Consider the following 12,679-nt stretch of genomic DNA (forward strand, 5'->3'; position numbering starts at 1 on the left):
TGCCGTTATCTGCTTAGTCGCAGGCAACCTGCATCACCTTGATGGCCAGGCCACCACGGGAGGTTTCACGGTACTTGGAGTCCATGTCCTTGCCGGTGATGTACATGGTCTCGATCACCTTGTCCAGGGAGACGCGCGGCTTGGAGGTGCGACGCAGCGCCATGCGAGAGGCGTTGACCGCCTTCATGGCGGCGATGGCGTTGCGCTCGATGCAGGGCACCTGCACCTGACCGGCGACCGGGTCACAGGTCAGACCCAGGTTGTGCTCCATGCCGATCTCGGCGGCCTCACAGACGTGCTCCGGGCTGCCGCCCATCAGCTCGGTCAGGCCGGCGGCGGCCATGGAGCAGGAGACGCCCACCTCACCCTGGCAGCCCACTTCGGCGCCGGAGATGGAGGCGTTCATCTTGTAGAGCATGCCGACGGCCGCCGCAGCCAGATAGAAGCGGGTGTAGTCGTCACGGCCAACCGGCTGGATGAACTTGTCGTAGTAGGCCAGCACGGCCGGGATGATGCCGGCGGCGCCGTTGGTCGGCGCGGTGACCACACGGCCACCGGCCGCGTTCTCTTCACTCACCGCCAGGGCAAACATGTTGACCCAGTCGACGATGTTCATCGGATCGTTGGAGAGGTTCTCGTTGGTGGTCAGCTGGCGATATAGCGGCGCAGCACGACGCGGTACGCGCAGCGGGCCGGAGAGGACGCCCTCGGTGCGGCAGCCGCGCTCGATCCCTTCACGCATGGTGGTCCAGATCTTGCCGAGCTTCTTGTAGATCTCTTCCGGGGTGTTGAAGCACTTCTCGTTCTCCATCATCAGGGCGGAGATGGAGAGGCCGGTCTGGCTGCAGTGGGCGATGAGCTCGGCCGCGCTCTTGAACGGGTAGCTGACGGACATGTCGCCGCTGTCGCCCTTGCCGAAGTTCTCTTCGTCAACGATGAAACCACCGCCGATGGAGTAGTAGGTCTTGCTGTAGACGGCTTCATCTTCGATGAAGGCGGTCAGCTTCATGCCGTTTTCGTGCAGCGGCAGGGCTTCGTCATGGAACACCATGGCGTCGCGCGGGAAGCTGACGGTATGGCAGTGCAGGCCGATGGGCAGACGACCGGTCTGTTCGACGCGGGAGATGAACTCGGGGATGCCGTCGATATCGACATTTTCCGGCAGGTTGCCCGCCAGACCCATGATGATAGCGGTATCGGTGTGGTGACCTTTACCGGTCCAGGAGAGTGAGCCGTAGACATCGACCTGGATCCGGGTGATGTCACGGATCTTGCCGCCTGCACGCAGTTCATCCACGAACTGTTTGGCTGCCTTCATCGGGCCGACAGTGTGGGAAGAGGAGGGGCCAACACCGATTTTGAAGATATCAAAAACGCTGATCATGTAACAATTACCTCAGGATAGAAGGGGGCGCCATGCCCACTCGCAGAAACGGGGTGATCCATGGGACGAGGGCGTCGTCGCCGAGGTCAATGAACCAGATAACCACAGTGTAACGGCTCAAAGCCCAAAAAAAGTTGAAATAGATCTATTTTTGTTGAATCAGAGCGGCGAGTATAAAATTTATTTTGATGCTTATCCATTTTGTTAAGCGTTTGCCCATAAAAATACCCGACAATGCCGGGTATTTAGGAACCAAATGGAGCAAGTTACCGATTTTTAACACTCGGTAATGTTAACCGCCAGGCCACCGCGGGCCGTTTCCTTGTATTTGGTCTTCATGTCGTTGCCGGTTTCCCACATGGTTTTGATCACCTTGTCTAGCGACACCTTGTGCTCGCCGGTGCCTCGCAGGGCGAGGCGGGCGGCGTTGATCGCCTTGACCGCCCCCATGGCATTGCGCTCGATGCAGGGCACCTGCACTTGGCCGCCCACCGGATCGCAGGTGAGCCCCAGGTTGTGCTCCATGCCTATTTCGGCGGCGTTTTCGACAATCGCCGGGCTGCCGCCCAGGATCTCGGTCAATGCCCCCGCCGCCATGGAGCAGGCCACCCCCACTTCCCCCTGGCAGCCCACTTCCGCACCCGAGAGGGAGGCGTTTTTCTTGTAGAGGATGCCGATGGCGGCGGCGGTGAGGAAGTAGCTCAGCAGCAGTTCGTCATCCACCTTGCGCACGAAGCGATCGTAATAGTGCAGCACGGCGGGAATGATGCCGGCGGCACCGTTGGTGGGGGCGGTCACCACCCGGCCGCCGGCGGCGTTCTCCTCGTTGACGGCCAGCGCGAACAGATCCACCCACTCCATCACCATCAGCGGATCCTTGTTGAAATTGGTCTCGCAGCTGAGCTGGCGATAGAGGGCCGGCGCCCGCCGTTTCACCTTGAGCCCGCCGGGCAGCACCCCCTCGCTGCGACAGCCACGCTCGACGCAGCCCTGCATCGCCTGCCAGATCTTGCGCAAGCCCGCCTTGATCTCGGCCTCCGTGCGAAACACCTTCTCGTTGGCCAACATCAGGCCGGAGATGGAGAGGCCGCTCTCCTGGCAGTGGGCCAGCAGCTGGGCGCCGCTCTCGAACGGGTAGGGAACGGGGTGGGCCGCATCGAAGCGGGCGGCCTCCTCCTTGGCGTTGGCGAAGTGGCTCTCCTCGATGATGAAGCCGCCACCGATGGAGTAGTAGGTCTGCTCGAACAGCAGCTGTTCACCGGCGAAGGCGCGCAGGGTCATGCCGTTAGAGTGGGCGGGCAGGGTCTTGCGCCGGTTGAAGATGATGGCGCCGCTGCGGGCGAACTGGCTGGGCTGCTCCCCCGCCAGCCGCAGCGACTGGCTGCGCTCCACCTCGGCCAGGAAGGCGGGAATGGCCTCGATGTCCACCGACTCGGGTTCAAAACCGGCCAGCCCCAGGATGATGGCCTTGCCGGTGCCATGGCCCTTGCCGGTCTGGCCGAGGGAGCCGTAGCACTCCACTTCTACCCGTTCGGTCCGGGGCAGCAGCCCCTGTTGCTTGAGTGCGATGACAAAGGCGTAAGAGGCGCGCATCGGCCCCACGGTATGAGAAGAAGAGGGACCGATCCCGATGGAAAACAGGTCGAAGACACTGATCATGACACCACTCCGATTATGGGTTTCGTCTAAATATTGTAAATTTTTTGTAGTCGATGGAAAGCGGGAAAACCGAGGGGTGTGATGGCGGCACGCAAATGAGGGGGTCACGGCGAAGGGTTGCCGAAACGGGAAGGGGATCAGATGAAAAAGAGCGGACTCGGGTCCGCTCTCTTATCCACTTGGGCTGCAGCTTGTCTGCGGCTTAGTCGAGGAACTCGCACAGATAGGCGGTGGGGGTCTTCACTTCCAGCTTGAAGGAGGAGTGGCCGGCCACGTCGAAGGATTGGCCCTGCTCATAGGTGTGCCACTCATCTTCATCGGCCAGCTGGATGGTAAGGGCACCCTTGACCACCGTCATCCGCTCGGGGGCGGCGGTATTGAACTGGTAGTGACCCGCTTCCATCACACCGACGGTCGCTTTGTCCCCTTTTTGCTCGAAACCGATAGATTTTACATTTCCGTCAAAATATTCGTTAACTTTCAGCATGTTTTCATCCCTGTATGCACGTTTGCCAAGCCAAAATAGCACAATGTTTTGTCAGTTGTCATGATGAAAGCGGGAAAAATCGCCGTGTTCCTTTTGAATCTTAACTTTATTGCAAACTTATCAATAACTCCCGTTAACGATTTGGCGATTTCAAACAGCCAATAAATATGAGATAAAGCGCGCGCTCAGGAGAATGGACAGCTGTTCTTCCCCTGTTTGGTTGATTGCACTGGGAAAGTGTAAATAATTGCTACATAAAGGAACATTCTGTGTTAACAAAAGGACTCATTAAGAACGTTGGCTTCCAGGTCGTGGTTGCCATGGTGCTGGGGGCACTGGTGGGGGCGTTCATGGGTGAACAAGCCACCGTGTTCGCACCGCTCGGTACGCTCTTTATCCAGCTCATCAAGATGCTGGTGATCCCGCTGGTGGCGGTGGCCATCCTGTCGGGGGCAGCCAATCTGGGGGCCAGCCCGGCAGCAGGCAAGATTGGCGTCACCACGCTGGCCTTCTTCCTCGGCACCTCGGCGCTGGCGGTGCTGCTGGCCCTGGTGATGGGGCAGATCTTCAAACCCGGGATCGGGGTCGAGTTCGGCTCCATGGCCTCCATGTTCTCCGGTGACTATTCCGACAAGGGCGCCCTGCCCGATGCGGTTGCCACACTGCTCGGGATGATCCCGACCAACGTCTTCCAGTCGCTCAACGAAGCCAACATCCTGCAGATCCTGGTGTTCTGCATGTTCCTCGGCATCGCGCTGGCCAAGCAGCCCCGCGAGCGGGCCAAGCCGCTGGTCGATGGTTTGAACACCCTGGTGGATGCCTTCGTCTGGATGATCAACAAGGTGATGCTGATTGCGCCGCTCGGCGTGTTCGGCCTGATGGCCGACGCCATCGGCACCTACGGCTTCGACGTGCTGACCCTGGTGATCAAGCTGTTCGTGGTCTATCTGGCCGCCATCCTGATCTTCGGCTTCGTGGTCTATCCGCTGCTGGTCATGATCTTCTCCAACACCCCGGTGCGCAAGTACTTGTCGGCCATGAAGAAGCCGCAGATCGTCGCCTTCTCCACCGCCTCTTCCATGGCGACCCTGCCGGTCAACATGGAGACCTGCGAGAAAGAGCTGAAGGTGAGCAATGCCACGGCCTCCTTCGTGCTGCCGCTGGGTGCCACCATCAACATGAGCGGCAACGCCATCTATTACGGTCTGGTCGCCATCTTCTTCGCCCAGGTCTATCAGATCGATCTCTCCATGGGTGCCTGGGCCGCCATCATAGTGACCGCCACCCTGGGGGCCATCGGTCAGGCCGGTGTACCTGGCCCGAGCTTCCTGGTGGTCGCCGTGCTGCTGGCCGCCGGGATCCCCATCGAGGGACTGCCGCTGTTGTTTGCGCTGGATCGTCTGTTCGACATGATCCGTACCGCCCTCAACATCACCGGTGATGCGGCCTGCGCCGTCATCGTCGACCGCTACAGCCCGGATTACGATCCGGACCGCTGGAACAAATAATCCAGTTGCAATGAACAAGGGGCCCGCGGGCCCCTTTCTTTATGCTTGTCTGTTTGCCTCAGCCGAGCTGCTCCAGCGCCTGCTGGCAGCGCTGCTCGGCGGCGTCCAGCTCCAGCAGCACCATCTTGATGTCTTCCAGCTGCTGCTGCAGGGTATCCCGCTTGTCGGCCACCAGTCCAAGCATGGTCTGCAGCTGGGTACGGCTGCTCTTGTCCGCATCGTAGAGATCGAACAGATCGCGGATGTCCGCCAGGCTGAACCCCAGTCGCTTGCCGCGCAGGGTGAGCTTGAGCCGCACTCTGTCCTGACGGCTGTAGATCCGGGTCTGCCCCTGACGAGCTGGATTCAAAAGTCCCTGATCTTCATAAAAACGAATACTTCGGGTCGTAACATCAAATTCACGGGCCAGTTCGCTGATGCTGTAGGTCCGTTTGTCATCCTTGGTTCGGTTCATGGCGCTATCTTGACTGTCAATCCTGGCTGGCACCTTACCCAAACGTCAACTGCCCCGCAAGTCTTGTTCCCGCGACGGCAGCGGCATATGTTAGCTCAATGTAACAAGGAGAGTGCAATTGATGGATATCGTGATTGTTGCGGCCAAACGTACCCCCATGGGGGCCTTTCAAGGGGCCCTGGCCAACCTGAGCGCACCCGAACTGGGTGCCTGTGCCATTGCTGCAGCCATGGCGCAGGCCGGGCTCAAGGGGGAGCAGATCGATGAGGCTTATCTTGGCAACGTGCTGAGTGCCGGGGTCGGCCAGGCGCCCGCCCGTCAGGCGGTGTTGAAGGCGGGCCTGCCGGACAGCATCCCCTGCACCACGGTCAACAAGGTGTGTGGTTCCGGCATGAAGGCGGTGATGTTGGCGGCCGATGGGTTGCGACTCGGTGACACGAACGTGGTGATCGCCGGCGGGATGGAGAGCATGAGCCGTGCCCCTTATCTGCTCGACAAGGCGCGCAGCGGTTTTCGGATGGGGCACCAGAGCGTGCTCGATCACATGTTCCTCGACGGGCTGCAGGATGCCTACGAAGGTCAGCTGATGGGCCATTATGCCCAGTTGAGCGCGGATCGCGCCGGGCTGACCCGCTCCGACATGGATGCCTTTGCCATCACCTCGCTGGAGCGGGCACTGGCGGCCCAGCGCAGCGGCGCCTTTGCGGCGGAGCTGGCGCCGGTGAAGGCCGGAGAGACTCTGCTGTTGGCCGAGGATGAGCAGCCTGGCAAGGCGCGCCCCGAGAAGATCCCCCAGCTCAAGCCGGCTTTCAGCAAGACGGGCACCATCACGGCGGCCAATGCCAGCTCCATCTCGGACGGGGCGGCGGCGCTGATCCTGATGCGCTCCGACACCGCCGCGCAGCTCGGCGTGCCCGTGCTGGCACGACTGGTGGGTTATCAGAGCCACGCGGCCCTGCCTGCCGAGTTCACCAGCGCGCCCATCGGGGCCATCGAGGGCTTGTTGGCCAAGGTGGGCTGGCAGGTGGACGAAGTGGATCTGTTCGAGGTCAACGAGGCATTCGCCATGGTGAGCATGCTGGCCATGGCGGGCTGCAAGCTGCCCCATGACAAGGTGAACGTGAACGGCGGCGCCTGTGCCCTCGGTCATCCGCTGGGAGCGAGCGGCGCCCGGATCCTGGTGACCCTGATCCACGCCTTGCGCGAGCGTGGCCTCAAGCGCGGGATCGCCAGTCTGTGCATCGGGGGCGGGGAGGCGACCGCGGTCGCCATCGAGCTGGGTTAATCTGTCTCCGCCATCGCCTGGAGTTGCTGGTTGACCCAGGCGGTGGCGGTCAGATAGAGCTGACTGACCTTCTCTTCATTGAGCCCGAGCCGGGCCGTTCTGGCGGTGATCCGCTGCCAGTTCGCATTCTCGTAATCTTCGCAAAACGACAGGTAGAACCCCAGGTTGCCCTTGCGCTCGAGCAGGGCGACCCGGATCTCCTCGATCAGCGGAATGGTGCCGAGCAGCTTGTCCATCGGCTGCTCCATCAAGACGTCGAGCAGGGAGAAGAGGCCGGTGATGAAAGCCTGCTGGGCCTCCTGGGTCGGCGCATGGGTATGGGCCAGCAGCTCGCAGAAACGGGCCCGGATCATCGACATCTGATAGAGCTCGGCGCTCTTGCCCTGGCCGGCGCTGGTGGCGGCCACCAGGGTCACGAAGCGCTTGAGCTGGGTGTGGCCGAGATAGACCGCCGCCTGGCGAAAGGAGGAGATGGGGTTGGCGTGGCTCTTGAGGTGGTTGACGTAACGCAGCAGCTTGAGTGACAGGGAGATGTCCTGACTCAGCAACTGCTCGATGCGGTTGAGATCCGGCTCGGCCTGGTTGACCACGTTGAGCAACTGCATCACCACCACCTGGGCTGGCTCCATGGTGGCCTGCTTGACCATTTCGGGGCGGCTGAAGAAGAAGCCCTGGAACAGGTCGATACCGAGCCGCTTGGCCCGCTCGAACTCCGCTTTGTCTTCCACCTTCTCGGCCAGATAGGTGAGTTTGAGCTGTTGATGCTGCTGGATGAACACCTTGATCCGCAACAGGGAGGTGGTGCGCAGATCGAACTTGATAATGTGGATGTAGGGGAGGAAGCGCTCCCAGTCCGGCGACAGGGTGAAGTCATCGAGTGCCAGCTGATAGCCCAGCTCGTGCAGCTGCTTCACCTTGGCCAGCAGGGCGTCGTCGGGGGCGGCGTCTTCCAGGATCTCGATCACCACCTTCTCCGGCGGCAGGCATTCGGCCAGTCCTTCCAGCAGCAAGGAGTGGGGGAAGTTGATGAAGCAGGGGCGACCGCCGAGCAGCTGATCGATGTTCTGTTGCAGGAACTGCTCGGCTACCAGCCTGGCCGTGGCCTGCTGGGAGGAGATGGGAGGAAACACGTTATCCAGACTGTCGCGAAACAGCAGCTCATAGGCGTGGGTCTTCAACTCCCGATCCAGGATGGGCTGCCTTGCTACGTAGGAATACATGCATCTCTCCAGCGGGTGTACTGGATTGATTTTATTGTGAAGCAGAGCACTATGCCAGCGCGTGAAGGCCAGAAACGGTCAATAACTGGCATAGTGCTTGAATAGACGGGCCCAGGAGGCCCGCCGGATCAGAACAGGTAGTTGAGCTGCAGGCCGGCCAGCCAGGCGTCCCCTTCCGAGGTGCCCTGGAAGGTGGAGGTGGTCTGCGGGATGCCGGGTTTGAGCTGCATGGTTTCGCTCACGTCCACCTTCTTGCCGTCGATCAGGGTCACCCCCAGATCCAGCGAGAGGTTGCGATCGAACTGATAACCCACCCCGGCGCTGTACCAGACCCGATCCGAGTCGGGGATGGAGATGGTGCGGCGATCTGCCGGCACCGGGCTGCGGTCGTAGGCAAGGCCCGAGCGCAGTGTCCATTGCGGCGCCAGCTGGTAGGTCAGACCCAGCGCATAGCGCCAGCTGTCATTCCAGTGTTCGTCCTTGATGTGCATGACGCCGTGGTGGTCGAGCTCGGACTCCAGCTGTACGAACTTGCTCCAGTTGGTCCAGTTGATGCTCGAGTGCAGTGCCAGCGCCGGCGTCAGCTGATGGAACAGGGCCAGCTCGGCGGTGGCGGGCAGCGGCAGATCCAGGCTGCCGGTATCGGTGAAGGGCTGACCGTTCTGATCGATGCCGATGGCGTCGCCCGAGAGCTTCAGGGTCACGTCGTGGCGATAGGAGAGGCCGATGCGGGTCGCGTCCGACAGCTCCAGCAGGGTGCCCAGGTTCCAGCCCATGGCCCAGCCATCACCTTTGAGGTGCTTGGCGATCTGGTTGTTGGAGGGGAAGGTGCCGCCCACTTCCCCTTCGCCCCGAATGGCGGAGAGGCCGGCCCCGACGGACCAGACGCGGTTGACGCGATAGGCCAGCGAGGCGCCCAGATCCACGGTCTTGATGTCGGAGACGTTGCCGAAGTGGCCGGCATTGTAGTTGTCCGGCATCTTGACGCCGAGCCCGTAATAGGAGGTGGCGGCCAGCCCCAGGCGCCACTGATCGTTGAGCGGCACTATCAGGTAGGCGTTGGGCACCCAGGCATCATCGGCGATGTCGTGGGCCGCCGCATCCAGGTCGACCGGCCCTCTGGCGGTCGGCACCCGGGTGGTGCCCTCGATGTTGACATCGGGGTGCACGTAGATGAAGCCACCGGAGAAGGCCATGGTATCGAAACGGGTCATGGCGGCGGCGTTGCGGGAGAGCACGCTGGCATTGTCGGCGATGGCGGCTTCGCCCGCGAAGGCGCGGCCCATGCCGGTGGCGGATTGCTCGGCCAGCTGGAAACCTGCCGCCTGGGCCTGGCTCGACAGCACCAGCAGGGCGATGAGAGACGGCTTCATGATGGAGTGCATTGCATTGTCCTTGAAAGTGAACCTTGGGTTCGAACGTTTTTTTGATTGAATGCAGGATTTTATATGGTACGACCAGTAAGGCAACGGGCGCGGAGGCAGGTGGTTCAAAACGGGATTAAATGCTGGAGGATGTGCTGCTAATAGCTTGATAAAAAAAGAAAAGCGTACAGTTGTTTGCTACAGGTGTACGCTGAAAAAGGCAGTTAGCATAAAAAAAAAGCGCCCGCAGGCGCTCTGGTTAATTCGCTGATGATCAGAATTTCATGTTGAACTGAGCGGAAGCGAGGAAGGCGTTGCCGTGGGAGGTGCCTTTCCAGCGCAGGGCTTCGTTGCTTTCAACCAGCTTCTCGTTGACGTCCACTTTCTTGCCGTCCAGATAGGCCATGCCGAAATCGACGCTCATGTCCTTGTCGATGTGGTAGGTGGCACCGGCGCTATACCAAACGCGGTCGGAGTCCGGGATGCTCAGGCTGCGGTATTCCGGCTCGATCGGGGTGTTGTCGTAGGCAAAGCCGATACGCGCTTCCCAGGACGGGTTGACGTACCAGGTACCGCCCAGGGAGTAGCGGGTGGAGTCCTTGAACTTCTCAGGCTTGTAGAGGCAGACACCGGCACCGTCGGTGCTGTTGCACTGACCGCTGGTGGCCTTCAGCTCCTGGAAGGCGCTCCAGTCGGTCCAGTTGACGGAGTAGTGCACCGCAAACTGCTGGTTCAGACGGTGGTAACCGGCGAACTCGGCCTGGGCCGGCAGATCCAGCGGCAGCTCGCCACCGACGGTCTTGAAGCCGGAGGAGGTACCCTGGTAGTCACCCTTGAACTTCAGATCCACCTGGGAGCGGTAGGTCAGGGCGAAGCGGTTGTTTTCGTTGACTTCGAACATGGTGCCCACGTTCCAGCCGTAACCCCAGTCGTCACCCTTCAGGTGGCTGACGATGGTGTCCTTGCCGACACCCGGTACGCTGCTCAGCGGCGGCACGGCGGCCAGCACGCCGGCACGGCGGTTCAGTTCAGCCTTGGCATAGACCAGGTTCACACCGGCACCGAAAGTGAAGTGCTGGTTGACGCGGTAGGCGATGTTCGGGTTGATGTTGAAGGTCAGCAGTTCGGTGTTGCCGGCAATGGAGCCACCGTTGAAGTTCTCGGTGTACTCGGTCGACAGACCGTAGTTGGAGAACAGGCCGATGCCCCAGGCCCACTGATCGTTCAGCGGCTGGATGAAGTAGGTGGCGGGCACGAAGGCGCTCGGTGCGATGCCGCTCTCGCTGGCGCCGGCCATCTTGGCGGAACCTGCATAGATGTCACCATTTACATCCACGTCCGGCTTGATGTAGGTGCCGGATACGGAGAACGCCATCTTGTCAAACTGGGTCATGGCTGCCGGGTTGCGGGACAACACGGAGGCGTTGTCTGCCACGGCGGCTTCCCCGGCGTACGCACGGCCCAGACCGGAGGCTGAGTGTTCGTTCAGCTGAAACGCGGCGGCGAAGGTTTGGGTACTGGCCAGAGTGACGGCGGCAGCGATCAGGCTCTTTTTGAAAAAGGCAGTTGTCATAGTGTTCTCTCTTGTAGGCAGATTTTCTGTCAGCATCGGGGCTTTTTTGCCTCCGTATGTGACAAGATCTGTTGTTATTTCAGCTTCTTCCCATTCAATTCTGGCGTGATTCTATGGATCTGGTAGGAGGTAAGAAATCAGACCAGTGACAGCAGAATACATAAAAGTTTCTGGAGTGTTAATCATTTGTTTGAATGTGCCGCATAAATAGTCTCTTTTACCATTTATTGGATAAAAAACACGCACATAGGGCGATCTGCATCACAAAAATATTTTTCGGCACTTGCCGTGAATGAGCCGGAAATGGCGGCAAATCGTGGGGGATAAGGGCGGAAACGGGCAGCCAAGTTGTCTGGTCTGCCCGTTGGGTTGACCCGAGGTCGTTCGGGTCAGGATTGCGTTAACACCTGTTAAATCGACCAGTGCAGCCGGGATTCCAGCTGCTGCGCCACCGGTGCCAGCGGCTCTTCCATGTCACCGATCAGTACCATGTTGGCCCCCTTGAGTTGCAGGATCTCCCCCTTGAGCTGACCATCCTCGAAGGTGGGCTGCAGGGTGAGCGGCACATGCTTGGGCACCAGGAACAGGGTGACCGGGCCCATCTTGCCCTGCAGCACCATGTGCAGCGCCGGCCCCTGATAGAAGGAGCAGTGGTTGACATAGGTGATCTTCAGCCCCTGCATGCCCATCAGGGTGGCGCCATATTTCTCCATCTTGGCGTTGATGGTGCGCAGGCTCACCTGCTCGTCCACATCCTTGATGAAGGGCTCCTCGCCATAGACGTGGGCCATGGCGACCTGGGCCAGCGAGAGCTCGTCCGGGGTGGCCTGCGGCCAGCTCAGCCAGCGGGTGCTCATGCCGAGCAGGAAGGCGACCGAGGCGGCCATCGCCAGCGCACGCCAGTTGCTGTGCGGGCGCACCGGCAGGGGCACCACCTGCTCCTGATCTGCTTCCAGTGCCTGCCTGAGCAGGATGCGCTCGGCCAGGCCGGCCGGCACCTCGACCTCCATCGCCCGCTGCAGGCTGCGATCGAGCTGCTTCATCTCTTCCAGATGCTTGCGGTTGGCGGGGGAGCGCTGGGCCTGCTCGAGAAACGCGGGATCCTGCTCATGTGGATGGGCTATGGCCCGACGGCGAAATTCCAGCTCATCCATTGGTGTGTCCTCTCTGTTGGGTCGTTGACTCCATGGCCTCTTTGATCTGGTTGCGGGCCCGAAACAGGCGGGTCATGACGGTGTTCTTGTTGAGCCCCAGTTGCGCCGCGATCTCGTCGCCGCTGAAGCCTCCCAGCACCTGCAGCAGCAGGGGCTCCTGGTATTCTGCCGGCAGGCGGGCGATGTGGCGTCTGAGCCACTCGTTCTCCATCTCCTGCTCGCTGTGCAGCGCCTCCTGATCGCTCTGGGGGTGCTCGTCGAGATCGACGAGATCGAACTGCTTGCGCTCGAAGCGCCGGGCGTTCTCCCGCCGCAGTATGGTGATGAGCCAGGCCTTGGCGGCCTTGTTATCCACCAGGGTGTCTATCCCCTTCCAGGCGCGCAGGAAGGTCTCCTGCACCAGGTCTTCCGCCACTTGCGGATCCCGGCACAGCCAGTAGGCGTAGCGGTAGATGTCCCCGTGCAGGGCATGCACCAGGGCTTCGTATTTGGTTTGTTTGTCGGCCATACCTCCATAGACCGGAGAGGTCGTGGGATCCTTTCCGACCGTGGCGCCTTTTTTTCTGAAAAATCCTAAAGCCATCGCTGGGC

Annotated in this window: 11 protein-coding genes; 2 read left to right on the forward strand and 9 right to left on the reverse strand. The window is 60.7% G+C overall.

Translation table 11 applies throughout. From position 1 onward, the window contains the following. Positions 1–13: 13 nt before the first annotated feature. From CK627_RS14460 to ppnP, 3 genes are all read right to left on the reverse strand, one after another. On the reverse strand, positions 14–1,384 hold the full coding sequence (locus CK627_RS14460) for an L-serine ammonia-lyase (RefSeq protein WP_005301233.1): 1,371 nt from the start codon (positions 1,382–1,384) through the stop codon (positions 14–16). Positions 1,385–1,660: 276 nt separating this feature from the next. Beyond that, the gene (locus tag CK627_RS14470; RefSeq protein WP_005301231.1) at positions 1,661–3,043 is read right to left on the reverse strand and encodes an L-serine ammonia-lyase; all 1,383 of its coding nucleotides are present in this window, start codon (positions 3,041–3,043) and stop codon (positions 1,661–1,663) included. Between the two features lie 202 nt (positions 3,044–3,245). Continuing rightward, positions 3,246–3,530, reverse strand: coding sequence for a pyrimidine/purine nucleoside phosphorylase (gene ppnP, locus CK627_RS14475; RefSeq protein ID WP_010633884.1), 285 nt, complete (start codon positions 3,528–3,530; stop codon positions 3,246–3,248). Positions 3,531–3,799: 269 nt separating this feature from the next. Here ppnP and CK627_RS14480 point away from each other — a divergent pair, with 269 nt between their 5' ends. After that, positions 3,800–5,038 carry a dicarboxylate/amino acid:cation symporter gene (locus CK627_RS14480; RefSeq protein WP_005301229.1) on the forward strand — a complete coding sequence of 413 codons (1,239 nt, stop codon included), beginning with the start codon at positions 3,800–3,802 and terminating at the stop codon, positions 5,036–5,038. Positions 5,039–5,096: 58 nt separating this feature from the next. On the opposite strand, the gene CK627_RS14485 is transcribed toward CK627_RS14480, so the two are convergent. Next, the gene (locus tag CK627_RS14485) at positions 5,097–5,492 is read right to left on the reverse strand and encodes a MerR family transcriptional regulator (RefSeq protein WP_005301228.1); all 396 of its coding nucleotides are present in this window, start codon (positions 5,490–5,492) and stop codon (positions 5,097–5,099) included. Positions 5,493–5,613: 121 nt separating this feature from the next. On the opposite strand from CK627_RS14485, the gene CK627_RS14490 reads away from it, so the two are divergent. Then, entirely contained in the window at positions 5,614–6,777 is a 1,164-nt protein-coding gene (locus tag CK627_RS14490; RefSeq protein WP_095593512.1) for an acetyl-CoA C-acyltransferase, read from the forward strand. Here the strand turns inward: CK627_RS14490 and CK627_RS14495 are convergent. The 5 genes from CK627_RS14495 to CK627_RS14515 all read right to left on the reverse strand — a co-directional run bounded on the left by CK627_RS14495 (position 6,774) and on the right by CK627_RS14515 (position 12,671). Then, positions 6,774–7,997 carry an EAL and HDOD domain-containing protein gene (locus CK627_RS14495; RefSeq protein ID WP_017779737.1) on the reverse strand — a complete coding sequence of 408 codons (1,224 nt, stop codon included), beginning with the start codon at positions 7,995–7,997 and terminating at the stop codon, positions 6,774–6,776. The two genes, CK627_RS14490 and CK627_RS14495, sit on opposite strands and share 4 nt — an antisense overlap. Before the next feature lie 128 nt (positions 7,998–8,125). Beyond that, the gene (locus tag CK627_RS14500) at positions 8,126–9,382 is read right to left on the reverse strand and encodes an OmpP1/FadL family transporter (protein WP_010633887.1); all 1,257 of its coding nucleotides are present in this window, start codon (positions 9,380–9,382) and stop codon (positions 8,126–8,128) included. 253 nt (positions 9,383–9,635) lie between these two features. Continuing rightward, entirely contained in the window at positions 9,636–10,934 is a 1,299-nt protein-coding gene (locus tag CK627_RS14505) for an outer membrane protein transport protein (RefSeq protein ID WP_005301224.1), read from the reverse strand. A 410-nt stretch (positions 10,935–11,344) separates the two neighbouring features. Continuing rightward, positions 11,345–12,088, reverse strand: coding sequence for a DUF3379 domain-containing protein (locus tag CK627_RS14510; protein WP_017764402.1), 744 nt, complete (start codon positions 12,086–12,088; stop codon positions 11,345–11,347). After that, positions 12,081–12,671, reverse strand: coding sequence for a sigma-70 family RNA polymerase sigma factor (locus tag CK627_RS14515; RefSeq protein ID WP_095592701.1), 591 nt, complete (start codon positions 12,669–12,671; stop codon positions 12,081–12,083). Before CK627_RS14515 ends, CK627_RS14510 begins: the two co-directional genes overlap by 8 nt. Positions 12,672–12,679: the final 8 nt, after the last annotated feature.

Source organism: Aeromonas dhakensis (assembly GCF_002285935.1).
Classification (GTDB): Bacteria; Pseudomonadota; Gammaproteobacteria; order Enterobacterales; family Aeromonadaceae; genus Aeromonas; species Aeromonas dhakensis.

Coding starts and splice junctions, on each gene's coding strand:
- CK627_RS14460 (WP_005301233.1), bottom strand. CDS start 1,384: ATGATCAGCGTTTTTGATATCTTCAAAATCGGTGTTGGCCCCTCCTCT.
- CK627_RS14470 (WP_005301231.1), bottom strand. CDS start 3,043: ATGATCAGTGTCTTCGACCTGTTTTCCATCGGGATCGGTCCCTCTTCT.
- ppnP (WP_010633884.1), bottom strand. CDS start 3,530: ATGCTGAAAGTTAACGAATATTTTGACGGAAATGTAAAATCTATCGGT.
- CK627_RS14485 (WP_005301228.1), bottom strand. CDS start 5,492: ATGAACCGAACCAAGGATGACAAACGGACCTACAGCATCAGCGAACTG.
- CK627_RS14490 (WP_095593512.1), top strand. CDS start 5,614: ATGGATATCGTGATTGTTGCGGCCAAACGTACCCCCATGGGGGCCTTT.
- CK627_RS14495 (WP_017779737.1), bottom strand. CDS start 7,997: ATGTATTCCTACGTAGCAAGGCAGCCCATCCTGGATCGGGAGTTGAAG.
- CK627_RS14500 (WP_010633887.1), bottom strand. CDS start 9,382: ATGCACTCCATCATGAAGCCGTCTCTCATCGCCCTGCTGGTGCTGTCG.
- CK627_RS14505 (WP_005301224.1), bottom strand. CDS start 10,934: ATGACAACTGCCTTTTTCAAAAAGAGCCTGATCGCTGCCGCCGTCACT.
- CK627_RS14510 (WP_017764402.1), bottom strand. CDS start 12,088: ATGGATGAGCTGGAATTTCGCCGTCGGGCCATAGCCCATCCACATGAG.
- CK627_RS14515 (WP_095592701.1), bottom strand. CDS start 12,671: ATGGCTTTAGGATTTTTCAGAAAAAAAGGCGCCACGGTCGGAAAGGAT.